Annotated in this window: 25 protein-coding genes and 1 pseudogene; 11 read left to right on the top strand and 15 right to left on the bottom strand. The window is 71.0% G+C overall.

Going from position 1 to position 24,087, the window contains the following annotated elements; translation table 11 throughout:
• Nucleotide 1 precedes the first annotated feature (1 nt).
• The 3 genes from K304_RS0106280 to K304_RS0106270 all read right to left on the bottom strand — a co-directional run bounded on the left by K304_RS0106280 (nucleotide 2) and on the right by K304_RS0106270 (nucleotide 1,473).
• Entirely contained in the window at nucleotides 2–394 is a 393-nt protein-coding gene (locus K304_RS0106280) for a hydrogenase maturation nickel metallochaperone HypA (RefSeq protein ID WP_027763053.1), read from the bottom strand.
• Nucleotides 395–523: 129 nt separating this feature from the next.
• A complete protein-coding gene (locus tag K304_RS27590; RefSeq protein WP_037789406.1) occupies nucleotides 524–1,045 on the bottom strand; it encodes a hydrogenase maturation protease in 522 nt (173 codons plus the stop codon).
• Nucleotides 1,046–1,134: 89 nt separating this feature from the next.
• Nucleotides 1,135–1,473, bottom strand: a complete 339-nt coding sequence (locus tag K304_RS0106270) for a hypothetical protein (protein WP_027763052.1) — start codon at nucleotides 1,471–1,473, stop codon at nucleotides 1,135–1,137.
• Nucleotides 1,474–1,870: 397 nt separating this feature from the next.
• Between K304_RS0106270 and K304_RS0106265 the strand changes: the two genes are divergently transcribed.
• The 3 genes from K304_RS0106265 (at nucleotide 1,871) to K304_RS0106255 (ending at nucleotide 4,116) form a co-directional block, all read left to right on the top strand.
• Complete coding sequence (locus tag K304_RS0106265) at nucleotides 1,871–2,350, top strand: cation:proton antiporter regulatory subunit (RefSeq protein ID WP_027763051.1); 480 nt, start codon at nucleotides 1,871–1,873, stop codon at nucleotides 2,348–2,350.
• Nucleotides 2,351–2,355: 5 nt separating this feature from the next.
• Nucleotides 2,356–3,522: a cation:proton antiporter gene (locus tag K304_RS27585; RefSeq protein WP_051307958.1), complete on the top strand. Its 1,167-nt coding sequence runs from the start codon at nucleotides 2,356–2,358 to the stop codon at nucleotides 3,520–3,522.
• Nucleotides 3,523–3,696: 174 nt separating this feature from the next.
• Nucleotides 3,697–4,116 carry a universal stress protein gene (locus tag K304_RS0106255; protein WP_027763050.1) on the top strand — a complete coding sequence of 140 codons (420 nt, stop codon included), beginning with the start codon at nucleotides 3,697–3,699 and terminating at the stop codon, nucleotides 4,114–4,116.
• Nucleotides 4,117–4,280: 164 nt separating this feature from the next.
• Here K304_RS0106255 and K304_RS0106250 read toward each other — a convergent pair whose 3' ends face one another.
• The 3 genes from K304_RS0106250 to K304_RS0106240 form a co-directional block, all read right to left on the bottom strand.
• Entirely contained in the window at nucleotides 4,281–4,955 is a 675-nt protein-coding gene (locus K304_RS0106250; RefSeq protein ID WP_027763049.1) for a CBS domain-containing protein, read from the bottom strand.
• Nucleotides 4,956–4,983: 28 nt separating this feature from the next.
• Nucleotides 4,984–5,862 carry a universal stress protein gene (locus K304_RS0106245; RefSeq protein ID WP_027763048.1) on the bottom strand — a complete coding sequence of 293 codons (879 nt, stop codon included), beginning with the start codon at nucleotides 5,860–5,862 and terminating at the stop codon, nucleotides 4,984–4,986.
• A 108-nt stretch (nucleotides 5,863–5,970) separates the two neighbouring features.
• The gene (locus K304_RS0106240; RefSeq protein ID WP_027763047.1) at nucleotides 5,971–6,402 is read right to left on the bottom strand and encodes an Hsp20/alpha crystallin family protein; all 432 of its coding nucleotides are present in this window, start codon (nucleotides 6,400–6,402) and stop codon (nucleotides 5,971–5,973) included.
• Between the two features lie 381 nt (nucleotides 6,403–6,783).
• On the opposite strand from K304_RS0106240, the gene K304_RS0106235 reads away from it, so the two are divergent.
• Nucleotides 6,784–7,782 (top strand): Acg family FMN-binding oxidoreductase, encoded by a 999-nt coding sequence (locus K304_RS0106235; RefSeq protein ID WP_037789338.1) that lies wholly within the window; start codon nucleotides 6,784–6,786, stop codon nucleotides 7,780–7,782.
• Between the two features lie 267 nt (nucleotides 7,783–8,049).
• On the top strand, nucleotides 8,050–9,771 hold the full coding sequence (locus K304_RS0106230; RefSeq protein ID WP_027763045.1) for a GAF domain-containing protein: 1,722 nt from the start codon (nucleotides 8,050–8,052) through the stop codon (nucleotides 9,769–9,771).
• 63 nt (nucleotides 9,772–9,834) lie between these two features.
• On the opposite strand, the gene K304_RS0106225 is transcribed toward K304_RS0106230, so the two are convergent.
• Genes K304_RS0106225 through K304_RS0106215 form a run of 3 tightly spaced genes read right to left on the bottom strand, consistent with a single transcriptional unit; the run spans nucleotide 9,835 to nucleotide 11,703 of the window.
• Complete coding sequence (locus tag K304_RS0106225) at nucleotides 9,835–10,542, bottom strand: response regulator transcription factor (RefSeq protein ID WP_027763044.1); 708 nt, start codon at nucleotides 10,540–10,542, stop codon at nucleotides 9,835–9,837.
• A 25-nt stretch (nucleotides 10,543–10,567) separates the two neighbouring features.
• Nucleotides 10,568–11,293: a CBS domain-containing protein gene (locus K304_RS27580; RefSeq protein WP_078528633.1), complete on the bottom strand. Its 726-nt coding sequence runs from the start codon at nucleotides 11,291–11,293 to the stop codon at nucleotides 10,568–10,570.
• Complete coding sequence (locus K304_RS0106215; protein WP_486591592.1) at nucleotides 11,290–11,703, bottom strand: cyclic nucleotide-binding domain-containing protein; 414 nt, start codon at nucleotides 11,701–11,703, stop codon at nucleotides 11,290–11,292. The genes K304_RS27580 and K304_RS0106215 overlap by 4 nt, the downstream gene beginning before the upstream one ends.
• Before the next feature lie 486 nt (nucleotides 11,704–12,189).
• Here K304_RS0106215 and K304_RS0106210 point away from each other — a divergent pair, with 486 nt between their 5' ends.
• From K304_RS0106210 to K304_RS31995, 5 genes are read left to right on the top strand one after another with little or no spacing between them, the layout of a single operon-like run.
• On the top strand, nucleotides 12,190–12,906 hold the full coding sequence (locus K304_RS0106210; protein ID WP_106965536.1) for an HAD-IA family hydrolase: 717 nt from the start codon (nucleotides 12,190–12,192) through the stop codon (nucleotides 12,904–12,906).
• Complete coding sequence (locus K304_RS27575; protein ID WP_051307956.1) at nucleotides 12,903–15,410, top strand: glycosyl hydrolase family 65 domain-containing protein; 2,508 nt, start codon at nucleotides 12,903–12,905, stop codon at nucleotides 15,408–15,410. Before K304_RS0106210 ends, K304_RS27575 begins: the two co-directional genes overlap by 4 nt.
• Nucleotides 15,411–15,466: 56 nt before the next feature.
• Nucleotides 15,467–16,342: a universal stress protein gene (locus tag K304_RS0106200; protein WP_027763041.1), complete on the top strand. Its 876-nt coding sequence runs from the start codon at nucleotides 15,467–15,469 to the stop codon at nucleotides 16,340–16,342.
• Between the two features lie 33 nt (nucleotides 16,343–16,375).
• Nucleotides 16,376–16,990 carry an Rv1733c family protein gene (locus K304_RS31605; RefSeq protein WP_486591591.1) on the top strand — a complete coding sequence of 205 codons (615 nt, stop codon included), beginning with the start codon at nucleotides 16,376–16,378 and terminating at the stop codon, nucleotides 16,988–16,990.
• A 22-nt stretch (nucleotides 16,991–17,012) separates the two neighbouring features.
• Complete coding sequence (locus tag K304_RS31995; protein ID WP_199779567.1) at nucleotides 17,013–17,237, top strand: DUF1918 domain-containing protein; 225 nt, start codon at nucleotides 17,013–17,015, stop codon at nucleotides 17,235–17,237.
• A 258-nt stretch (nucleotides 17,238–17,495) separates the two neighbouring features.
• Here the strand turns inward: K304_RS31995 and K304_RS0106190 are convergent, their stop codons facing one another.
• The 4 genes and pseudogenes from K304_RS0106190 to K304_RS33895 form a co-directional block, all read right to left on the bottom strand.
• Entirely contained in the window at nucleotides 17,496–18,539 is a 1,044-nt protein-coding gene (locus tag K304_RS0106190) for a zinc-dependent alcohol dehydrogenase family protein (protein ID WP_027763039.1), read from the bottom strand.
• Nucleotides 18,540–18,568: 29 nt separating this feature from the next.
• Nucleotides 18,569–19,126: a flavodoxin domain-containing protein gene (locus K304_RS27565; protein WP_051307954.1), complete on the bottom strand. Its 558-nt coding sequence runs from the start codon at nucleotides 19,124–19,126 to the stop codon at nucleotides 18,569–18,571.
• A 68-nt stretch (nucleotides 19,127–19,194) separates the two neighbouring features.
• A complete protein-coding gene (locus K304_RS33900) occupies nucleotides 19,195–19,614 on the bottom strand; it encodes a cation transporting ATPase C-terminal domain-containing protein (RefSeq protein WP_486591590.1) in 420 nt (139 codons plus the stop codon).
• Nucleotides 19,615–19,648: 34 nt separating this feature from the next.
• Nucleotides 19,649–20,128 (bottom strand): annotated as a pseudogene (locus K304_RS33895) (cation-transporting P-type ATPase); the annotation flags it as partial.
• A 445-nt stretch (nucleotides 20,129–20,573) separates the two neighbouring features.
• Between K304_RS33895 and K304_RS0106175 the strand changes: the two are divergent.
• Entirely contained in the window at nucleotides 20,574–21,437 is an 864-nt protein-coding gene (locus K304_RS0106175) for a universal stress protein (RefSeq protein ID WP_027763037.1), read from the top strand.
• Nucleotides 21,438–21,561: 124 nt separating this feature from the next.
• Here the strand turns inward: K304_RS0106175 and K304_RS27560 are convergent, their stop codons facing one another.
• Together K304_RS27560 and K304_RS0106165 are read right to left on the bottom strand one after the other, a co-directional pair.
• A complete protein-coding gene (locus K304_RS27560; RefSeq protein WP_051307952.1) occupies nucleotides 21,562–23,358 on the bottom strand; it encodes a hydrogenase maturation protein in 1,797 nt (598 codons plus the stop codon).
• Between the two features lie 228 nt (nucleotides 23,359–23,586).
• On the bottom strand, nucleotides 23,587–24,072 hold the full coding sequence (locus tag K304_RS0106165; protein WP_027763036.1) for a DoxX family protein: 486 nt from the start codon (nucleotides 24,070–24,072) through the stop codon (nucleotides 23,587–23,589).
• Between the last annotated feature and the right edge of the window lie 15 nt (nucleotides 24,073–24,087).

Below are 24,087 nucleotides of genomic sequence, written 5' to 3'. Positions count from 1 at the left end.
GTCAGCTCTCCTCGGGCACCGGGGCGGACGGGACGGGGTCGGGGCGGGCACCGGAGCAGCGGAGCGCGGTGATCCGCAGCTCCCGGCCGGCGAGCAGTTCGGTGTCCGCCCCGTCGCACTGAGGGCAGGTCAGGCGGGGCGGCATGCCCGTCGCCCACGCGTGGCCGCAGGCCGCGCAGCGGGCCCGGCCGGGGACGGCGTCGATCAGCAGCTCCGCGCCTTCCAGGACGGTCCCGGCACAGGCCAGGGAGAAGCTGAAGCGGAGGGCGTCCGGGACGACGCCGGCGAGTTCGCCGACTTGGAGCCGGACGCACTCGACAGCGCCGGTGACGTCCTCCGGCGGCGCCTCCTCGACCTGCTGCACCACCGCCATGGCGATGGACATCTCGTGCATCGTGGTCTCTTCTCGCGTGGACGTCGGGGTGCGCGGCGCCTCCTGCTGCCCGTCCGCTCATTAGAGGGCGGGCCCGGGTGGGCCCCGGGCTGACACGCCGCCACGGCCGGGGCGGCTGGCCCGTTCGGCTCAGGAGGGGCCGCCGGCCGCCGCTCCCGCCTCCGGGTGCGGCAGGAGCCCCGCGGCCAGGTCGTCGACGAGTTCACGCACGAGCAGCACGGCCTCGGGCACCGCCGCGGCCACCGGCCGGGACAGGCCCATCCCCTCCTCCACCGTCTCCGGCACGCAGCCGACGACCAGCACCCGGCGCGGGCCGGCCTCCCCGGTGCCTTCGGCCAGGGTGTCCAGGAGGCCCAGCACGGCGTCCGGGGTCATGCGGTGGCCGTCGACCACGGCGACCGGGCCTCCCGCGGGGTCGGGACCGGGTTCGATGACGCGGAGCGTGCCGGGCGGGTCGTCCCCGGGTACGGCGTCGACGAGGACCAGGCCCGCCCAGCCGTCGAGCAGCTGGTAGGCGAGGTGGACGCCGCGCACGCCGGTGTCCTGCACCTCCACGCCCGGAGGCATCGTCTCCTCGCGCAGCCGGCGCGCGGTCTCGACGCCGAAGCCGTCGTCACCGAGGAAGATGTTGCCGATGCCGGCGACGAGGATGCGGCCGGGCGCGGCCTCCGGGCCGGTCTCCGCGTTCGCGCCGCCGACGGCCGGGCCGTTCGCCTGCGGGCCGTTCGTCTCCGGGCTGCTCACGCCTCCTCCGGGAGGGCGACCTCGTCGGGCTGGAAGTACCAGTAGCGGCGCTGGGCACGGCGCAGTTCGGTGCCCGGGTCGCCCTCGACGGTCACCGCGAGGTGCACGGAGCCGTCCACGTCGTGCAGCACCTCCTCCACCACGGCCGTGCGGCCGTCGAGGAAGACGTCCTGTGCGTCGCTGCGGCGCTGACCGGGCCGCAGCACGACGCGGTCTCCGGCGCCGATCGACGTGCCCTGCACCTGCACCCGGTCGCGCGCGGGGTCCACACCGCGTTCGGCCTCGGGGTGCCACCAGGGCGTCTCCTCGGCGGTGGGCTCCGTACTGCCGGCCATGCGTCGCGCCTTTCGTCGGTGCGGTCGTGCGGTCTGAGGTCGGGCGGGGGGCAGGTGGTCGGGAGCCCACGGTCGAAGCGACCTGAGCCGTGCGCAACCGGAACCGGCGTCCTTCCCTGCGGGGCCGGTCCGGAAGCGCCGCCAGAGCGGCCGTTCACCCGGGCACAGTACTTTCCGGACGAAGTGACACCGTTCGGGCCACGCCCGCGTGCACGGTTCGGGGGCCAGGTGCAGGTGAGGACTGCGGTGCACCCCTCACCTGCACGGCCTCCGCGAGGACCTCTCTCCGGCCGCCAACGGCCGAGCGGTGCTTCCCCTCCGGAGGGGAAGTGACGTCCACCCGTATGCCATCCATGTCCCTTCGGGACAGCGGCATCTCTCTGACGACAATCTGCGGATGGACGTGAACGAGGTGCTCCTCCCCGGAGTGGGACTGCGATACGAGTTCACCAATCAGGACGACGACCGCATCGGCGTGGTGGCGTTGCGCTCAGGGGCGTTCGAAGTGATCGTGTACGCGGCCGACAACCCCGACAGGGCGGGCTCCGTGCTCCGGCTCACCAGCGAAGAGGCCGACGTCCTCGCAGAGATCCTGGGCGCCCCGCGGATCGCGGAGCGCTTCGCCGACCTCACCAAGGAAGTCCCCGGGCTCAGCGCCGGACAGATCGAAGTGTGGGGCGGCAGCGCCTTCGACGGCAGGCCGCTGGGAGACACCCGAGCCCGGACCCGCACCGGCGCGTCCATCGTTGCCGTCGTACGAGGCGTCGAAGTGATCGCTTCCCCCGGGCCCGAACACGTACTGCGTGGTGGTGACGTGCTGGTGGTGATCGGTACTCACGACGGGATCACGGGTGTGGAACAGATCATTCGCGGCTGATCCCGGTGCACACCTCGATCGCTCTGCTGCTGGAACTCGGCATCATCCTCGGGGCACTGAGCGTGCTGTGCGCCCTCGCGCAGCGCCTCGCACTCTCGCCCGTGCCCCTGTATCTCCTGGCTGGACTCTTCCTCGGTGAGGGAGGCCTCGCTCCCGTGCCGGCCGCCGGAGAGTTCGTGGAGATCGGCGCGTCCATCGGCGTGGTCCTCCTGCTCCTGACCCTCGGCCTGGAGTTCACTCTCCGCGAGTTCACGGTCAGCCTGCGCCGTCATGTACCGTCCGCCGGTCTCGACCTCGTCCTCAACGCGGCGCCGGGAGCCCTGGCGGGATGGCTGCTCGGGTGGAACGCGGGAGGAATGCTGGCTCTTGCGGGCGTCACCTACATCTCCTCGTCCGGCATCATCGCCCGGCTCCTCGGAGACCTGCGGCGGCTGGGCAACAAGGAGACATCGGCCGTTCTCTCCGTGCTCGTCCTGGAGGACTTCGCCATGGCCGCCTACCTTCCCGTCCTGGCCGTCGTCGTCTCCGGCGGCACCTGGAGCCAGGCTCTCGGGGGCGCGCTCCTCGCCGTGGGCGCGGTGGCGGTCGCCTTCGCCGCCTCGTACTGGTGGGGCCGTCATCTGGGCCGCCTGGTCTCCCACCCCGACGCGGAACAGGTTCTCCTCCGCGTTCTGGGGCTCACCCTCATCGTCGCGGCCCTCGCCGAGGCCGTCCACATCTCCGCGGCGGTCGGCGCCTTCCTCGTGGGACTCACCCTCACCGGAGAGGCAGCCGACCGCGCGCGATCAGTACTCGGCCCGCTGCGCGATCTTTTCGCCGCAGTGTTCTTCCTGGCCATCGGACTGTCCGTGAGCCCTGGCAGCCTGCTGCCCATGCTTCCCGTCGCGTTGGCGCTGGCCGCGGCCACGGCGGGTACGAAACTGGTGGTCGGCTGGTACGCCGCTGCACGGGACGGCGCCGGTGTGCAGGCCCGCCTACGGGCGGGGACCGCACTCATCGCCCGCGGTGAGTTCTCGATCGTCATCATCGCCCTGGCCGGGACGCTGGACGACAGGCTCGGCCCGCTTGTGACCGCCTACGTCCTCATCCTCGCCGTCGCCGGGCCCGTGACGACACGCCTCGCCGGCGGCTCGGTCCCCGGTGGACTACGGCCCTCCGGGCGCGAGGCGTGAACGGGAGCGGGCCCACGCGCCCCGCACCGCCGAGCGGCTGCGGACCGCAGCCCGCGCAGGGCACGCGACTGCGCGGCGTCACATGAGCGCGCCGGCCGGACGGAGCCGTTTGGAGTCCACACCTCGGGCAACCCGACAGCCGGTCGACTGGATTCCGCCGGAGGGAGTCTGCGGATGTCGGTGGTCGTGGGGTACGACGGATCGCCCGGCTCCGTACGAGCCTTGCGAACGGCTTGTGACGTCGCCTCCGGAGCGAACGATCCGGTGGTACTCGTCTACGGCGCCGCCCCTCCGGGCGGAAGCGTGGCCGGAACCGAGTACCGGGCACACCTTGCTGCGCTCCGCCGCATCGGTACCGCCGAACTGGAAGAGGGTGCCGCAACAGTCCGGGAGGCAGGGCTGGAACCGGTGGAGGAAGTCATCGACGACGAGCCCGTCACCGCACTGACGGCGGCCGCGCAGCGTCACGGAGCGCGCTTCATCGTGGTGGGCAGTTGGGGAGAGTCCCCGCTCCGGGGCGCGCTGCTGGGGGCGACGCCCCACAAGCTCTTGCATACGTCACCTGTCCCGGTGATCTGCGTTCCGGTCCACTGAGATTCGCACGGTCCTCGGTGAACCGAACCCGGCATCAGCAGTGCTCCCCGGTCCCCGGAACCACCGCGTTTCGGGGGAGTGCTGCACGTGTGAGTGGATCCGGCCGCAGGGAGCTCGGAGGCGACGGCTCACCGAGGACGGCGTCGGCGGTCGGCCGGACGGCCTCATGCGCCGGAACGAGCGGGGCGCGAGTCGTCGATGCGGTAGGACAGCCGGTCGGTGACGCCGACGACTCCGTCGACGGAGGTGCACAGGCGCAGGACGACCGGGATCAGGCTCCTGCTGTCGATCACACCGCGCAGTTCGACTCGTCCCTCTCGTACGGCGACCGAGACCTGCGCGGGTGCCAGACCCAAGGTGTCCTGCAGGACATCCTGTTCGATCTCCTCGCGGATCGCCCGATCCTTTCGCAGGAAGACGCGCAACAGGTCCCTCCGGCTGACGACGCCCAACAGCCGGTCCGTCTCGTCCACCACCGGGAGACGCTTGACAAGCTGGGTCTCCATCAGCCGAGCGGCCTCGACGACGGTCCACTCCGGCCGCGCACAGATCGCCGGGGCGGACATCAAGTCCTCGGCTCGTTCTCCTCGCGCCTTGGCACGCTCCCATGCCTCCAGCGGAGGCACCGGAGCACGCCCGGCGATGCCGGGCTGATCACTCTCCTTCCGCAGGAGGTCCGCCTCGGAGACCACTCCGAGGGGCCTGCCTCCGGCATCGATCACAGGAAGCGCAGTGATCTCGTTCTCGGTCATCAGGCGGACGATCTCCTTGAACGACGTGTCGTAACGGGCACTGACCACGTGCCGCGTCATCAGATCCCTCACCGTGCGGTGCCGCATGCTCTCTCTCCCGGGTCGGGGCCGGATCTCAGTGGTGCGGGACGACGGCGACGGGCACGGACGCGTGATGCAGCAGAGCGTGTGTCACCGGGCCCACGAAGGTGGCGATCTTGACGTGCTTGCGCATACGGCGCCCGGCCACGATCAGGTGCGCGTTCATGCCGGCTTCCAGCAGGCGAGGGGCGGCCGAGCCGTCCAGCAGCACCCGCTCGATCTCCACTTCGGGAAAGGACTCCTGCCAGGCGGCCAGGGCGGCGTCCAGGTCCTTCCGCGCGGTCGCTTCCAGGCCGGCTCCCACGTGCGGGTCCGGTAGTGCCGACGGATAGGCGTACACGGACGACCTGGGCCAGACGTGCACCACACGAAGCCGCCGGCCTGTGCGTGCCGCCGCCCGCAGGGCGAACTCCAGCACCGGGTCGACCCGGTGCTCCAGGTCCAGACCCACCACCACCGGCCGACGCCGCTCGTCCTCCCCGTCCTCTGCCGACGGCCTCTCACGGACGAGAACCACCGGCCCGGTGGCGTGAGCCACCACCGGCAGGGCCACGCTGCCGGTCAAGAACCCCGACACCATTCCGGTGCCCCGGGAGCCGAGAACGAGCAGCTGCGACTCGCGTGACGCGTCGAGGAGCACCTTCGCCGGTGCCTCCAGCGTCTCGTCGCCGCTGATGTCCAGCTCGGGGTGCTGGGCGGCGGCTTGCCTCCAGGCGTCCCTGATCCTGTCCCGGGCCCAGTCCTCCTGAGCCGAGAGGCCGATGGAGAACTGCTCGTTGCTGCCGCGCCACACACGGGCATGCACGAGGCGCAGCGGTGCCCCACGCGCCGCTGCCTCGTCCGCCGCCCACTGCACGGCCGCCATGCTCGGTTCGGAGCCGTCCACTCCGACCGCAACCGGTCGATCCGTCATGTCGTCCTCCGCGGTGCCGCTCGTGCCCTCACGGCTCGATGGTCGCGAGCCCGCCTGAAGAGTGCCGATCGGCGGCGACGGGACCAGGCGACGTCGACCGGCACGTTCTCACTCGTCGGGGCGCTGCACGGCGATGGTGCGGGGGCCCTTCCCGGACTCCTCGGGCACGGGCACCGTGACCGTGAGGATGCCGTCCCTGTAGTCGGCTTTCGCCTCGGAGGTACGGGCCCCGGCGGGCAGGCGAACCGTTCGGGCGAGCACTCCGTAGTGGAACTCGGAGTGACGCTTGTCCTCCGTCGTGGAGACGCGTTCTGCCCGGATGCTGAGCAGGTCACCCTCGACACTGATCTTCACGTCCTGTTCGGGATCGACGCCCGGCAGCTCGGCGCGGAGCACGAAGCCACCGTCGGTGACTTCCTCCTCCACCCGGATGCCGTGCGCCCCGCGGGCCCCGGGCATCGCCGGGAAGTCGGGCACGATCCAGTCGAACAGGTCGGGGAGCGACATCGTGCCGTGACGAGGCTCCATCGATGTGTGCATGACGTCCTCCCTGGATGCGCCGGTGCTCTCGTCTTCACGATGCCGTTCCTGCGGCATGACCGGCGAGGGCCGAGCGGGTGCGGGCCTGGGGACCTTCGGTACCTGCTCGGGCATGCGGCACACCGGGCACAGCTGAGAATTCCCCGCCGTCTGACGAGGCCCGCGCCCGTCCGGCCCGGTCAGAACGAGGCCGGTCGGCCTCTGGCGCGTGGGACCGCCTGCGCGGTGCACTGAGAAGCGGGTCGAGGGCCCACCGGAAGGCGCGGAGAAACGACCGTTCCCGGCCGCTCACCGCGCGATCAGGGTCCGCGAGAAGCGGACGGACCCTCGACCCGTCCTCCATCCGGCCGAGGGCCGCTACAGCAGTCGAGGAGGTCGGCCGTGAAGCAGACGCCGCCAGCCGATGACCAGCAAGTGCGGGCACTGGCTCAAGCCGCAGTCGCTGCCCCCTCGCTGCACAACGCCCAGCCGTGGCGCTTCCGCTACACCCGCAGCACCGCGACCTTCCACCTCTACGGCGACTTCGCCCGGGCCCTGCCGCACACCGACCCCCAGGCACGGGCACTGCACATCGGATGCGGTGCCGCGCTGCTGAACCTGCGCGCCGCAGCATGCCAGGCCGGGCACTCCACCCTCACCCGGCTGCGGCCCAGCGATGACGAGCCGGACCTGATGGCCACAGTGCGCCTCACCTCCCCTTCACCGGGCGCCGACGAGGATCTGGCCGTGCTCCATCCGGCCGTCGCCCGGCGCCATACCAGCCGCTATCCGTTCGCCCGGAAAGCCCTTCCCGACCGTATCCGCAGTGAGCTGATCGAAGCGGCCGCCCGGGAGGGTGCGATCTTGACCTTCCCCTCCGACTGGCACCTGCAATGGGTACTCGAACTCGCTCAAGAGGGGGCGTCGCGGAACAGGGAGGACCCCGAACGAGCTGAAGAACTGGCACGCTGGACACGTGTCGGAGCGGCAGCCTCGGACATTGCGACCGACGGAGTGCCGGAATACGCGTTCGGGCCGCGCCGGCGAGGAGGACGGGCGCCGGTGCGCGACTTCGCCGGGAATCGCCCATCGTCCGACCTGGGTGCCACATCGTTCGAAAACCACCCGCAGGTCGCGTTGATCAGCACCTACTACGACGGCCCCACGGACTGGCTGCGCGCCGGACAGGCCATGGAACGTGTCCTGCTCACTGCGACCCTCCACGACGTGGCCACCTCCTTCGCCACCGAAGCGCTCGAGTGGACCGACACGCGGTGGCCGCTGAAGGACCCCATGACCGGGGTCGGACATGTGCAGATGCTGATGCGTCTGGGGTACGGCCCTCGCGGAACCGGCGCTCCGCGCCGACCGGTCACGGACGTTCTCGTCATCGAACCCTGACGCCGACAGCGGGCGAGCCGTCGGCGGGCGGGGCGCGCACCGCCACGAGGCGTGTGAGGGCGGCGTCGAGGGCCCCGGCCGCTGTCGGCGTCAGGGTTGGCGCCGGTAACGCATCTGGTCGTTGGACTGCCCCTCTCTTCGTGACGTAAGGCATCGGGACGATTACGCAGGGGCTCGTGTGCGATGTCTTCGGCAGCGCCGCCGCAGACGAACAGCTACGGTGGTTCTGAGAGTCTCCGACGCGTTTCGGGTACCTCTGGAGGGCCGGTGACCCAGGACAGCCGAACCCCCGACCACCTGCCGCGACTCCACTTGGACCAGTTGCTGGAGGAACTGCAGGCGCGCATCGAGGCGATGCGCGGAACCCGCGACCGCATTCATCATCTGCTCGAAGCGGTGTTGTCCGTAGGGAGCGAACTCGATCTCCCTCAGGCCCTGCGACGGATCGTCGAGGCGGCAACGGTCCTCGTCGATGCCGAGTACGGCGCCCTCGGCGTCATCGGGGAGGAGGGAGAGCTGTCGCAGTTCGTGCCCGTGGGACTCACCCAGGAGCAGATCGAAGCCATCGGCCCCCTGCCCACGGGCCATGGACTTCTCGGCGAACTCATCCGCCACCCCGAGCCCCTGCGCCTTGCCGAGATCTCCCGCCACCCGGCCTCCCGGGGCTTTCCGCCGCGGCATCCACCCATGCACACCTTCCTCGGCGTACCGGTGAAGATCCGCGGAGAAGTGTTCGGGAACCTGTACCTCACCGGGAAGCGGGACGGCCGGGAGTTCGACAGCGAAGACGAAGCGGTCCTGTCCACTCTGGCTGTCGCCGCGGGCATAGCCGTCGACAACGCCAGGCTGTACGAGCAGGCCCGCAACCGGCAACGATGGCTGGAAGCCAACGCGGAAGTCACCGCCAGCCTGCTCTCCGGGACCGAGGAACCGGCAGTCCTGGAACTCATCGTCGATCACGCTCGCAGGATCCTGAAAGCAGACCTGGGCGCCCTCGCACTCGTCGAAGACGACCCGAGCACCCTTCGGGTGGCACTGGCCGCAGGAGCAGAGGCCGAACGACACCAAGGGCTCGTCCTCCCGCGCCGCGGGTCGTTCGCGGGCGCCGCCGTCGCTGCCGGAAGGCCCATCACGAGCCACAACATCTCCCGCGACCCCCGCATCACGGCCGGCCCCCCACGCTGGCGTGCCTTCGGCCCCGCCACCGCCGTGCCCATGGCCGCCGAGGACGGAGCCCGCGGAGTGCTCCTCCTGGCGCGCAAAGACCCCCTCGCCGTCTTCACCGACCTGGAGACCGCCCCCCTCCTCGCTTATGCGGGGCAGGCCGCACTGGCGATGGAACTCGCCGACCGTCGACGCGACGCCGAGCAGATCACCCTGCTCGAGGACCGGGACCGCATCGCGCGGGACCTGCACGACCTTGCCATCCAGCGCCTGTTCGCCACCGGGATCTCGGTACAGAGCGCACTGCGCTTCGTCGAACACACCGAGGCACGTGAGCGACTGCTCCGGGCAGTCGACGACCTGGATGAGACGACGAGGATCATCCGTTCCACGATCTTCGGACTGCGCCGACGAGAGGGGACCGGGAAGAACGGGCTGCGGTCGAGAATCGTCAAGGCCGTGGAAGACGCGGTGGCACCCCTGGGCTTCACCCCCGCGCTGCGCATGCAAGGACTGATCGACACCGACGTCCCCGCAGATGTCGCCGACGCCGTCGAAGCAGTCCTGAGTGAAGCCCTGACCAACGTGGCCCGGCACGCGGGGGCGGCCGCCGTGGAGGTCTCCCTGACCGCGGCGAACGGCTCGGCGATCCTGTCGGTGGAGGACGACGGGGTGGGCATGCCGGAGCACGGAGGCCGGCGCAGCGGCCTGCGGAATCTGGCCGAGCGCGCGGAGAAACTCGGTGGTCGCCTCCGCGTGTCCAGGCGGCGCGAGGGCGGCACCTCCCTGGAGTGGTCCGCTCCACTGGCCGGTGGACCGGGCTGATCCGTCCGGCCGGAGCCGGGGGAAGCCGGCCGCTCCGGCCTCCGCGAACCCCACGCGCCCTCGTCAGCCCCGGTGCTCTTCCGGCGCCGGACGGAGACCCGACTGCGTCGCGATCACCGCCGCCTGCACCCGGCGCTCCACACCCAGCTTGCTCAGCAACCGGGAGATGTTGTTCTTGACGGTCTTCTCCGACAGATAGAGCCGCTTCCCGATCTGCCGGTTGGTCAAGCCCTCGCCGATCAGTGCCAGGATCTCGCGCTCGCGCGTCGAGAGACCTGCCAGGCTCTCCTGCGCCGCGGGTTCCTGCGTCTCTCCCCGCAGGCTGTTCATCAGCCGACCGGTCGTCGCCGGGTCCAGCATGGACTGCCCCGCTGCGACCGTCCGCACGGCGGCAAGCAGATCGGACCCCTTGATCTGCTTGAGAACGTACCCGGCGGCTCCGGCCAGAATCGCATCGAGCAGAGCGTCGTCGTCGTCGAAGGAAGTGAGCATCAGGCACGCGAGATGCGGCATCCGCGAACGCAGTTCCCGGCACACGACGATCCCGTTGCCGTCCGGCAGCCTCACGTCCAGGACCGCCACGTCGGGCCGGAGGGCGGGCACTCGAGCGAGAGCCTGATCGGCGGTGGAGGCCTCACCCACCACCTCGATGTCGGATTCGCTTCCCAGGAGATCACTCAGGCCACGCCGGACGACCTCGTGGTCGTCGAGGAGGAACACACGGACCGGTCGTTCGGGGGCCGCAGCCGGATGAGCACCTGTGTCGGGCATCGCGAGTCACCTCGAGGAGGAGCGGTTACGTGGCCTCATCATCGCGGGAACGTCCCGGTGACGCAGCAGCTCTCCGCTCTCCAGGCAGCGTACGGCCCGGTGCGTCGCCCGGGTGGCTGAGGCGGAAGTCGACATCGACCACTCCCTCGACGGAGCGAGCCATGCGTGCCGCCATGGGAACCAGGGAAGTGTCCCGGAACCAGCCGAGGAACGTCACCACGCCTCCCTCGACGGACACGTGCACCGTCGCCTCTTCGAACGGGAACAGCGGAGCGATCACCTGTTCACGGACTTCCTCTGCGATGCCCTCGTCGGAACGCAGGAACACCTTCAACAGATCACTCCGGCTGACGATTCCCGTCAGGTGCCCCTCTGCATCGACGACCGGCAAGCGCTTGAGCCGTCGGCGGGCCATCGCGCGCGCCGCCTGGGCCAGCGTCGAATCCGAACGTACCGACACTGCGGGCGTCGTCATCAGATCGCGAGCCACCAGTGCTCCGGCCTTCACGGAGTCCCCGGGATACCGCGCCTCGTCAGCGAGGGTCGGCGGACCGTTCCGGTACTCCTCCTTGAAGAGCAGATCGGCCTCCGAGACCACCCCCACGACCCTGCCGTCACCTTCCAGCACCGGCAGCGCACTGACCTTCCACTTCTGCATCGTTTCCACGATCTCCTTGAAGGAGGCGTCAGGACCCACCGCGACCACCGTGTGGGTCATCACGTCGTTCACCACATGAGGAGAGTGCTTCACTCCGCCCCCTCCGACGTCATGGCGTGCCTCCATGGACCGTACGTGTGCAGCAGACGCATGCGAGCCGTCTGCAACCGATGCGCGACGATGCGGGCCACCTGCCATACGAGAGACCGGCCGAACTCCGGATCGGAGTCGCACAACTCACGCGCCGCCGCAGCGTCGAACTCCCATGCCGTGACATGGCCTTCGGCCCGCGCGGTGAAATGCCACTCGTGCGGGGGAAACAGCCACGACCACCCCACAAGTTCCCCGCGATGCAGCCGCTCCACCGTCACGGGCGCCTGCAGCGGAATCTCCCACGCCAAACGGACCGAGCCGCTGCGCAGAACCCAGAAGCGGTCTGCTCGCTGCCCCTCACGGAAGATCCGGGCGCCGTCGGGGAACTCCACCGGCTTCGCCTCCCGCATCAGGGCCTCCCTGCCCGCTGGGGGAAGAGCTTCCAGCAGCACAGGACCGACCTCCACCATCGAGACTCACCTCCCTGCGGCACGGGCCCCTGCACCACCATCGTGGAATCCGGCAGAGACGACCGGTAGGGGCCACTCGTCCCGAGGGCTCTGTGAGAGCACGGCCTTCCGCCGTCCACCGGACCTCAGCCGACGGAGCGACGCTCCGCACCGCGACGCGCCCGACCGGTGCGGCACGCCCCGGTGAGAAGCGCCACGGGAATCGGGCCACAGGTCCCGGTGTCCGGTACGGGAAGGCCCTGCAGGCCGAGGGAGCGGCCGCGACACCGTGGGGACCAGACCGTCGCAGCCCGTCCGGTCCGGTGCTCCGAAGCGTCGCCGGGGCGGGAAGCTTGCTGACCCCGGCGTGCGGCGAACACGACGAGCGGAAGGAGGACCTTCCCCGTGCAACTGTCCCTTGCCCCGCCGCTCCACGCGGTTCGCGCGATGATCTTCGACACGGACGGCGTGGTCACCGACTCGGCGCAGGTGCACGCGGCGGCCTGGAAGGACGCCTTCGACGACTACCTGGCCGCATCGGGGGCGCTCCCCTTCGACGCGGCCGAGGACTACCGCCGCTACGTGGACGGCAGGGCCCGGATGGACGGTGTGGTGTCCTTCCTCGCCGCACGAGGCCTGGAACTTCCGATGGGCACGGCGGACGACCCGCCGGGGTCCGCCACCGTTCACGCGCTCGCGGCCGCCAAGGAACGCGCCTTCCTGTGCCGCCTGCGCAACAGCTCCGTCGTCGCCTGGCCGGGGACGGTGCGGCTGCTCCATGCCCTGGCAGACCTCCGCGTCCCCATGGCAGCGGTCTCCGCTTCCCGCCATGCCCGAGGGCTGCTGCACAAGGCAGCGGTCCTCGCCTTGTTCACCACCGTCGTCGACGGCAACGAAGCGGCCAGGCTGAACCTGCCGGGGAAACCCGACCCGGCGCTCTTCCTCGAGGCCGCGCGGCGACTCGATGTCCGGCCGGCCTCCTGCGCGGTGGTGGAGGACGCGCTCGCCGGAGTGGAGGCGGGGCGGCGCGGAGGATTCCGCCTGGTCATCGGCGTCGACCGCAGCAGAACCCCCACCCACACGGGCGACCTCCGCTCGCGGGGCGCCGACATCGTCGTAGACGATCTCGATCAACTCATTGCGCACACGGAGACGGCGACGTGAACGGCTCCTCGCCCCAGGAACCCGGCCCTCCGTCGGCCTGGTCGTGGACCTACCAGGGTTACTCCCCGGAACAAGAACGTCTGCGGGAGACGCTGTGCACCCTGGGCAACGGCTATTTCGCCACGCGCGGGGCAGCTCCCGAAGCCGCGCCCGCGGACTCCGCGCACTACCCCGCCACCTACGTCGCAGGCTGTTACAACCGGCTCACCTCCCGTGTCGCCGGTCACGACGTGGAGCACGAAGATCTCGTCAAACTGCCGAACTGGCTTCCGGTGCGCTTCCGCATCCGTTCGGACGACACAGTCGCCGTCGGTGGGTGGCTCTCCCCGGACTCGGCCCTCCTTCTGGACCACACACAGACGCTCGATCTGCGCGCAGGCCTGCTCACCCGGTGCATGCGCTTCGAAGACGAGTCGGGCCGCCGCCTCTCGGTACGACAGACCCGGCTGGTATCCATGGCGGACGCGCACCTTGCCGCACTGCGGACCGAGATCACGCCGGAGAACTGGGCCGGCGCCCTCGAGTTCGAATCGGGGATAGACGGCGATGTCACGAACTGCGGAGTGGAGCGCTACCGAGGTCTGAACGGCGCGCATCTCACCGACTGGCGTACCGGCGTCCGTGACGGCCTGCTCTGGCTCGAGTGCCGCACCAGCAGTTCCGGCACAGCGGTGGCGATGGCGGTACGGCACCGGGCCGGTTCTCCCGGAGCCGGGTTCTCCGAGCCGCGCGCCCGTCGGCGGAGCGTGATGCAGCGGGTCAGCGTGCCCGTCGTGCCGGGACACACCGTCACCTTGGAGAAGGCCGTGACCGTTCACACCTCACGGGACAGCGCCATCAGCCAACCGCTGCAAGCCGCCCTGCACCGTCTGCACCAGGCGGCGCCCTTCGCGCAGACGGCTGCCTGCCACCGCGCTGCCTGGCAGCGGCTGTGGCGCCGGGCCGAACTGGAAGTCCCCGGCGAAGCCGGCAGCATCCTCCGCCTCCATCTCTTCCACGTCCTGCAGACCCTCTCCCCGCACACAGCCGAGCTCGACGTCGGTGTACCCGCCAGGGGACTGCACGGTGAGGCCTATCGCGGGCACGTGTTCTGGGACGAGTTGTTCGTGCTGCCCTGGCTCAACCTGCACTTCCCGGAGGTCTCCCGGGGCCTGCTCGCCTACCGGCACCGCCGGCTTCCACGAGCGGTCGAGGCCGCACAGGCGGCCGGACACGCGGGTGCGATGTACCCCTGGCAAAGCGCCGGCGACGGCCGCGAGGAATCCCAGACCCTCCACCTGAACCCCCGGTCCGGACACTGGGTCTCCGACCACTCCCACCTGCAGCACCACGTCGGTTCAGCCATCGCGTTCAACGTGTGGGAATACGCGCAGGTCACCGGAGACGCAGAGTTCCTGCACGGGGCAGGTGCGGAGATGCTGCTGCAGATCGCCCGCTTCTGGGCCGGAGCCGCCTCCTGGGACGCGTCACTCGGCCGGTACCGCCTCCGCGGCGTCGTCGGCCCGGACGAATACCACGACGCCTACCCGGGAGCCTCCGGACCCGGCATCGACGACAACGCCTACACCAATGTCACCGCTGCCTGGGTCCTCGCACGGGCTCTGCAGGTCTGGCAGGAACTGCCCGCTCCTCGGCGGCGGGAACTGAGCGGTCACCTTGGTCTGGAAGCCCACGAGACGGACCTGTGGGAAGAGGTCTCCCGAATGTTGCACGTGCCCTGGCACCAGGGCGTGATCAGCCAGTTCGAAGGCTACGGAGACCTGAAGGAACTCCCGTGGGCCGCCTACCGCGACAGGTACCGTGACATCCGGCGACTGGATCGCATCCTGGAGGCGGAGGGCGACAGCGTCAACCGGTACCGGGCCTCCAAGCAGGCCGACGTCCTGATGCTGGGCTACCTCTTCCCGCCCCGTCGCCTCGCCGCTCTCTTCCACCGGCTGGGCCATCACCTGGACGACGAGGTGTGGCGTTCGACGATCGACTACTACCTGCGTCGTACCAGCCACGGATCCACGCTCAGCAGCCTCGTCCACGGCTGGGTCTCAGCCCGGTCCCACCGCGCGGACAGCTGGAACCACTGCCGAGAAGCGCTGCTGTCCGATGTCGCCGACATACAGGGCGGCACCACTTCCGAAGGTATTCACCTCGGGGCCATGGCGGGCACCCTCGACCTGGTCCAAAGAGGTCTGACCGGATTGGAAGCCGAAGGCGACGTACTCGCATTGGACCCGGTCACCGTCCCGCAGCTACCGAGCTTCCGGTCCTCGCTGCGTTTCCGCGGACACTGGGGGCTGAAGCTTCGGGCCGACCACGGAACACTTCATGTCGCGGTCCCCGAATCCGCCGGTGCACCCGTCCGTATCAAGCTCGGAGAGCGCACCATCACCGTCGCGCCCGGCGGCTGCTACGTACTCGACAACCCCGAGGGACCCGTGCCGGGGCCCATCGGATCGGAGCAGGGACCTGTGGCCCCTCCACCTCCCACCTCGCACGGCGGACGCTGAAGACGAACACCCGTGGCCCGGGTGCCCGTCGGCTTGCTGCAGACAGGAGGTACACCATGACTCCCACCGTCACCGTGGGTCTCGACGGCTCGCGCGAAAGTCGGGCGGCCGTCGAATGGGCTGCGCGAGAGGCCCTCAGCCGCGACGCCGAACTCAACCTCGTCCAGATCAGGGAGACCGGCCCCTACCCCTACTCCCCCCTCATGGACGACGAGGTCGAACGCGAATGGGGGGAGGAGACCACCCGGGAGGCGGTGACCGACCTGGCCCGCCGCTACCCCGGCCTGCGAACAGCGACGCATCACTACTCCGGGCGCCCCTCGAAGGTCCTGGTGAGTTTCAGCGACCGCGACGACCTGCTCGTTCTCGGATCCCGGGGGCTGGGGCCGGTCACGGGATTCCTCGTGGGCTCCGTGGGACTGCCCACCCTCGCACATGCGCGGTGCCCCGTCGTGGTCGTACGGAATCAGGAAGCCGAGGACGACGCACCTCAGCAGCCTCAGCAACGACCGGTCGTACTGGGAGTCAAGCTGGAGGAGTCCGCCGACGAACTCCTCTCCTTCGCCTTCCGGACCGCGGAGCGCTGGGAAACCGCTCTGCGTGTCGTCCACGGATGGGAACTGCCGCCTGCCTTCGGGGTACGCCCGATCGCGGCCCCGCCCCGACTGGTGGAGGAACTGGTCGAAGAGAAGACGGAAGCGGTACGCAAGCTGCTCCTGCCGTGGCAGGAGAAGTACCCCCGTCCCGCCGTCTCCTGCCAGGCCCCCGTCGGATGGCCGGCCCGCACTCTCCTGACCGCCTCCGCAGACGCATCCCTCGTCGTCGTCGGACGTCGCAACCGCCGGTCGCGCTTCGGCACCCACATCGGCTCCGTCACCCACGCCGTGCTGCATCACGCCGAACCACCGGTGGCCGTCGTACCCCACGACTGAACCGTGGGCGTCGCCACAGGGGGAGGAAATCCGATGAACCCGAGCAGGTCACCGTTTCCTTCTGCACCAGAACCGCCACCGCACCGGAGTTCGCGACGCGAGAACCCTCTGCGCCGCCCCTCCGACCGTCTGTGGTCGTGGCTTCGAGTGATTCTGGCGGCGGTACTCGTGGTCGGCGCGGTGACCGCCGGCATCGTGGCCGCGAACGCCGGACACTCGGCGCACACGGCGCGTGTTCAGGCAGAGCTGGCGGAGCGACGAGCAGTCACCGCGAAGGTGGTCACGGATCCGGCGGAGTCACAGGAATCCGGTACCCGGGGCCCGTCGACATGGGCGCAGGTCCGCTGGACCCGCTCCGACGGCGAGACCCGCACCGGTACGGCCCAAGTCCCCACCGCGTCCGAGCGGGACGAACGCGTACGCGTCTGGCTCGACCGGGCGGGTGACCTCACCAGCCCTCCGGAGACCCGGCCCTCGCCCGAGGCCGAAGCCTGGGCGCTGGGCCTCATGGCCGCCGGTGCCGTCGTCGCCCTGACGCTCACTGCCAACGTAGGACTGCGCCGCCTCTTCGAGAGGCACCACGCCACATGTTGGGAGAAGGAGTGGGACGCGGTGGAACCGCATTGGTCGGGACGCGCGCACCCGTAGGTGACAACGGCCAACAGCTTGGATGACCGTTGTGCGGGCCGCTGCCGGGAGACCACTCGTCGTGCAAAACCCCGCCGAAGGGCCACCCGGGCGCGACGGAGAGAGCGTCGGCCTCCACAGTGACGACGGCACTTCCCCCTACGACGTGCGCTGGTCGGACACCGGTGGAGTGAGCCTTGTCCTTCCCGGCCCCGACGCTCACGTCCCTCACCTGCACCGCCCCCGCCGAACCACCGAAAGGGCGTGAGCGCGGTCCGCGGCCGTCCAGAGGAGTGGCAGGACGCCTCTCGCCCCGTCGCTCTCGGCGCCGGTGAAGCGACTGAAGCCGAAGCAGCGGCACGACACAGCCCGCTTCGCGCGATCCGGGCATGGCTGTGCCCCGCCTACGGCCTCCAGCTGGGGCGCGTCACCCACGCCCTGCCGCACCACGCGTCCTGCCCGGTGGCGAACGTCCCTGCCGCCGCCTGATCGCAGGAGTTCGCAGGGACGAGGAGGCGCACGGGTGTCAGGTGCCGCTGGAGAGCGTGACCTTGAGGGCGCCGGTGTCACCGGGGCGGGCGAAGACGTCGTAAGCGGTCTCCATCTCCTCCAGACGGAAGTGATGAGTGACCAGTGCGGACGTGGGGAGCCGCCCCTGGGACAGCAGGCGCAGCAGCATCGGTGTGGTGAAGGTGTCGACCAGGCCGGTGGTGATCGTGACGTCCTTGATCCACAGCGACTCGAGGTGGAGGGCCGCAGGCTTGCCGTGAACGCCGATGTTCGCCACGTACCCACCCGGCCTGACCATGCGGGTGCACATCTCGAAGGTCTCCGGTACGCCGACGGCCTCCATCACCACATCCGCGCCCAGCCCGCCAGTGAGTTCCTGCACCACGCGTTCGGGCTCCTCTGCCGCTTGTACGACGACCTCGGCTCCGAGCTGCTCGGCCGCCTCGAGCCGGCTCGACGCGAGGTCGGTGACGATGATGCGGCCGGGGGAGTACAGCCGGGCAGCGGCAACCGCCGCCAGACCGATGGGCCCGGCCCCCACGATGACGACGTCGTCCCCGGGCCGCACCCGGCCGTTGAGGACACCGACTTCGTAGGCGGTGGGGAAGATGTCGGACAGCAGTACCGCGTCCTCGCCCGGCACGGAGCGGGGCAGGGGGTGGAGGGAGACATCCGCATGGGGGACGCGGACGTACTCCGCTTGCGTACCGTCGATGAGGTGGCCCAGAACCCAGCCGCCGCCGCCGACGCACTGCCCGTAGGAACCCTCCCGGCAGAAACGGCACCTGCCGCAACCGGAGATACAGGAGACAAGTACCCGGTCCCCCGGCTGAAACCCGGTCACGTTGTGCCCTGCTGCCACGATTTCGCCTACGGCCTCGTGCCCGAGAACCCTTCCAGGGACGACATCGGGCACGTCCCCCTTGAGGATGTGCAGGTCGGTGCCGCAGATGGTCGTGCAGTCGACACGGACCACCGCGTCCTCGGCGTCCTTGACCGCCGGATCGGGGACCTGACCCCAGGCGAACTTCTCGGGACCGTAGTAGACGAGGGCGTGCATGATGGCTCACCTTCCTCGGGGGATTTCGGCTACGCGGTCGGCTCAGAAGGGCGGCGGGGAGGGGAAAACTGCACCTCACCGGCGACTCCGTTCAGACGGCCGGCGATGCCCGCGGCCCACCTGTCGGCTTCCTTCGGATCGCAGTAGTCGCCGTACCGGCCTCCGAGTAGACGGAACAGCATGCGTGCGCGCAGGGGTATGCGATCGGGCATCACGATTCCGGAGAACACGTGGTGGCCACGAGGACGGACGGGGGGCAGGGAAGCGAGAACGATGTGCTCCTGCCTCATCGCCAGAGCGCGCATGCGCGGAGGAAGGGCGGCAGCCATGCCGACGCTGAACAGCCACACCGGGCAACGGGACAGCAGCGCGTGGTGCCTCTGCACGAAGTCCTGCGCCTCGGGCAACCAGGCCTGGTCGTGAATGGCGCTTCCGACGAGGAACGCATCGAACCGCGACACGTCCCCGACCATGTCGACGGCGCGCACCTCGACGTGAGCTCCAGACGCTCCGAGCCGGGCTCCGATCCGCTCCGCGATCTGCCGGGTCGAGCCGTACACAGTGGCGTAGACGACCAGTATCCGCATGTTGTCGCCGACCTCCTCGGCTCGTGCGCCAGGCCCGGCTCCGGTCCGTGGCCACGTCCCGTTCTCTCTCAAGCATCGGCCGAGGAGTCGGTGGGGTCAGTGGGCCCAAGGTCCCCACAGCCGGGCGGACCGGCCCGGCCGCGTCCGGCCCGCTTCTCCGGCCAGAGCCGGGACTGCACGCGCATCAGGAGGTAGCCGAGCGCCGACATCGCGGAAGCGACCAGCAGCTCCGGCATGGTCAGCGCCGTGGTCCCCAGCAGAGACCGCGGCGGCGGCAGATAGATCGCCGCGCACTGCAGGCCCAGAGCCGCACAGACCGTCAGGAGCAGGAACGGATTCGCGAGGGTTCCGGGCCGCGCCCGGGACCCCAGCGCAACGCCCAGCTGACTGACGCCGAGCACGAGGAACACCACCGACTGCCACGGCCGGTCCGTCTCCTTCGCCCACCAGCCCGCGAGCAGCGTGATCGCCCCGATCGCCGTCCCCATCACCCGCCGCCTTGTCCACGGGAAGGGATTCACCCGTGAGCGAGGACTCGTCGACAAGCAGCATCGCCGCCTCACGGACCCGGCCGTCGGCGGGAACGACATCGCCCTCCGCGAGGAGGACCACATCACCCGCGACGACCCCGTCGGCGGCCACCGAACGCGCCCGGCCGTCCCGCAGCACTCTCGCCGCCGGGGCTCTGAGGACGGACAGCGCGGCGACAGCACGCTCCGCCCGCACCTCCTGAGACACACCGACCGCCGTGTTCACCACCACGACGAACGCGATGACCACCGTCTCCGAGACGTCACCCGTGGCAACGGTCAGCAGTGCGGCGGCCAGGAGCACCACGATCAGGGGGTCCCGCAGCTGGAGCACCACCCGCCGCCACAGCGGCGCCGGTGGCGCCGAAGGCACCGCGTTCGGCCCCCAAGCGGCGAGCCGCAGCGACGCCTCGGCCTCCGACAGACCCGGATCCCGCGCGGCCGCCTGTGCCTCTCCCGCCCGGTCCCTCATCGCACCACCGCCCACCACGCAGATCCCGACGCAGCCCTGGCCCTCACCGGAAGCTAGAAGCACCGGCGCGCGCCGAGCCAGGGCCGACAGGACCACATCGAAGGACATTCGACCTCTGCGGACACCAGATGCCACCCGGCATCCTCAAAGGCACACACCCGCCGCCGGCAGGAGGATCCGCCCCATGGCAGGTGGACAAAGACGCGCCCGCAGTACCCGGAGTGACGGGCGACCTTCGCCGTCCTCGTGACTGCCGGGCCGGAACTCCCATGGCGGCCCGCACCGACCACGCCTCCCTGCGATCGTCCGGCCTCTGCGCCGGTCTGGCTCCCACCCCCGCAGGCCACTCGAGCAGGAGGTCGGCACCGATGCGCCATACGAGGTTCCGGGTGAGAACGTCCGGTCACCCGTATCCGCCGGAAACCGGTGAACCGAAGGAGTAGTCATGGTGGGTCCGGTCGTAGTGGGAGTGGACGGCTCCGAGTCGAGCATCAGGGCGACACAGGCGGCAGCCGTCGAGGCACGGCTGCGCGGGGTACGACTGCAGGTGGTGCACGCATACGGCATGCCCGCCTGGGAACCGCCGCTCGGGTTTCCGCCCGACCGGCTTCGTGCCACCGCCGAGCAGGTCGCCGCTGACGCCGCCGCTTGCGCGCTGGCCGAAGAACCGGAAGCGGAAGTGATCGCCGAGGTGGAACAGGGCGATCCGCTGGTGGTGCTGGAAGCACACTCGCGTGCCGCGGCTCTCGTTGTGGTCGGCAACCGCGGGAGGGGTGCTTTCGCGGGACTCCTGCTCGGCTCGACAGGGGTTCAGCTCGCCGCTCACAGCCACTGCCCTGTCATGGTGGTCCGGGACGGGGCCCCGGCGCGGGGGCCGGTGGTCGTGGGCGTCGACGGCTCCGCGACAAGCGACGCGGCACTCGACTTCGCGTTCGCGGAGGCGTCGTTGCGCCGCACCGGTGTCAGGGCCGTGCACGCCTGGACCGTCTGGAACACCGAGGCGCCGGCCCCTCAGGATCCGTCCATGCCCTACGCGGCCAAGCCGGGCGAGCTCGCGGCCCAGGAAGAGCGCCTGCTCGCCGAGGCGGTCGCAGGCCACCGCGAACGCTATCCGGATGTCCGGGTCGAACAGGCGCCTCTGCGCCACGACACCCGTGAGGCGCTCATCGAGGCGAGCCGCCAGGCGCAGCTCGTCGTCGTCGGAAGCCGCGGACGGGGTGGCTTCACCGGCATGCTGCTGGGATCCGTGAGCCAGGCGGTTCTGCACCACGCCCTCTGCTCGGTCGTCGTCGTCCCCCACCGGAACTGACTCCATCCGGAGTCAGGCGGAAGGCATGGAATGCAGGCCGGGGAGAAGAACAGCTTCTCCCCGGCGGGGATTCCACGATGCCTCCAGGCGCCGGGGGTTCCGGGGCGCTGCCGGGTCTGCGGAGTCAGACGGTGCGATGGGCTTCGGCTGGGGGACGACGTGGTGAGGCTTCGCCCTCGCCAGCGGCCGATGCGCGGGCGGCGAAGCGGGGCTGCGGGGCCCCGGCGGGCGGGGCCTCCTTGCGGACGAACGCCGCCCGCAGCGCGTGGTACGGCGCGCCGGGGTCGTCGAACACGGCCCGCATCGCGGCGAGTTCCTCCGCACGGTGGTCGGCCAGGGGCCTGCGCGCCTCGCGCGCCTCCAGGTCGGACTTCTTCGCGCCGATGCGGCGTTCGGTCTCGGCCGAGCCCGCCGTCCGTGCGGCCCGTGCGGCCGTCTCCGTGGCGAACCCCTGCGGGGAGGTCTCCAGGACGCGGTCCACCAGCCCGATGCGGTGGGCGGTGTCCGCACCGACCGGCAGCGCCCGCTCGGTGAGGTCGCGGGCGGTGTGCGGGCCGACGCGGCGGGGCAGGGTGGCGGTCCAGTACTCGGAGCCGGGCAGGCCCATCAGCCGGTAGTGCGGGTTGAGCACGACGCCGCGGCGGCACCACACCTCGTCGGCGGCCAGCGACAGCATCACGCCCCCGGCCGCCGCGTTGCCGCCGAGGGCGGCGACCGTCAACCGGTCGGTGGTGGTGAGAACGGCCCGCACCAGGTCGTTCATCGCCTCGATGTTGGCCCACGACTCGGCGGCGGGGTCGGCGGCGGCCTCGATGACGCCGAGGTGGATGCCGTTGGAGAAGAAGTCACGGGCGGGGCCCAGGACCAGCACCCGGGTGGGGCGGGTGCAGGCGTAGCGGTAGGCGTCGAGCAGGCGGCGGCAGTGCGCGGTGCTCATCGCGCCGCCGGGGAAGGAGAACTCCAGGAATCCGGCGGCGCCCTGCTCCCGGTAGCGGATGTCCGACCAGGCCGTACGTGCGTCCGGGTCCCCGGGGGCTCCGGGCCAGGGCGCCGCCTCCGGGTCCAGCAGGACCGGCTCCTCGGGCAGGTCGGGCAGCCGGTCCCCGAGGGCGGTGACGGCGGGCAGGGCGATGCCGCGCCGGCCGTCCGTGCGTCGTGCGCGCAGGACGGGCAGCCACACGGCGCCGTCGGCGGTGGCCCGGCACACCGCGCCGGCGCGGACGGCCAGGAGCGTGCCGGGCCGCCCCCGCAGCCGGTACTCGGGGTGCCCGCCGTGCAGGAACCATTCCGCGCCGAGCAGGGTGTCGCGTACGCCCGGCTGGGAGTCGGCGGCGCGGAGGATGCGCAGCACCTCGCTGGTGGTGTGCCGGTGCCAGTCCAGGCGCCGGTCGGTCTGCCGCATCGCAGGCCGTACGCACACCTCGGCGCCCAGCGCCGGGTCGTCCTGCCGGGAAGGGGTGTGGGCGCCGGAGGCGAACCGTTCGACGGCCAGGTGCACGGCGGTCAGGGCGGCGTCGGCGATCTCGCCGCGGTACAGGTCGCTCTTCCCGCGTTCGGGGAGCGGGCAGGGCGCCCAGGCCCAGACGCGTCCGGCGTCCATCTCCGCCTCGGCCTCGAGGACGGTCACGCCCCAGCGGAGCGCTCCCCCGGCGACGGCCCAGTCCAGGGAGGACGGACCGCGGTCGCCGGGCGGTCCGGGGTGCACGACCAGGCAGGTGTGGGCGGTGAACACCTCGCGCGGGATGGCGGCCTTCAGCATGGGCGCGAGCACCAGTCCGGGGCGGTGCCGCCGTACGGCCGTCCGGATCGCCTCGCCGTCGGCGACCGTCTCCACGGCGACGTCGTGGCCGCGTGCGGTCAGCTCGGCGTGGACGCGTTGGGTGAGGCTGTTGAAGGCTCCGGCCACCAGCAGAATGTGCAACGTCGACCTCCCGGCCGTCCGGGGCGCGGCCCGCTTCAGCGGGCCCGATCCGCGGCGATCATGCCCCGGAGGTGCGCCGGACGGCCGGACGGCCCGCCCACGGGTCACCCGATAGCCGTGCGTTCCCTCCGCCGACGAGGGGAAGGGCGGCCAATGCCGCGACGCCCGGTGACCGTCCGCGCCGCACCCCGGACGGAGCGGCGCCGGCGGACGGCCGACGGCGGACGGTCAGCGGCGGCGGACGGCGCGCAGCAGCCGCAGCGTGCTGTCCCGGCGGAACCGCGCGAGGACCGCGACGAAGATCAGCGCGCCGAGCGGCGGAACGGCCATGGCCGGGCCGTGCACGGCGAGCTCCAGGACGACCGCACCGGCCATCATCGGCACGAAGCACAGCGCGGCGAGCCCGGCCAGGCGCGGCACCAGCAGGCCGATGCCGCCGGCCAGCTCGGCCACGCCCACCAGGTACATGCCGGGCAGGCCCAGCCCCAGCTCCGCGAACGCCTCGGGGGATCCGGCGAGTCCGCCGAGCTTGAGTACGCCGCCGTTGACGAAGAGGAGCGCGGTGACGATCTGGAGCGTCCACAGCGCCACGTTCGCCTTGCGGCTGCGGGGCGGGGAGCCGAGGGTGGAGGGGGTGGCGTTCGCCCGGGTGGCGGTTGCCGAGGTGGCTGCGGCTGTGGTCGTGGTCGCGGTGTCCGGCGTCGAAGCGGTCATGGTCCCGGCCTCTCG

Source organism: Streptomyces sp. CNS606 (assembly GCF_000426325.1).
Note: the sequence above shows the minus strand (reverse complement) of the source record. Positions and strands in the feature narration are given on the sequence as shown.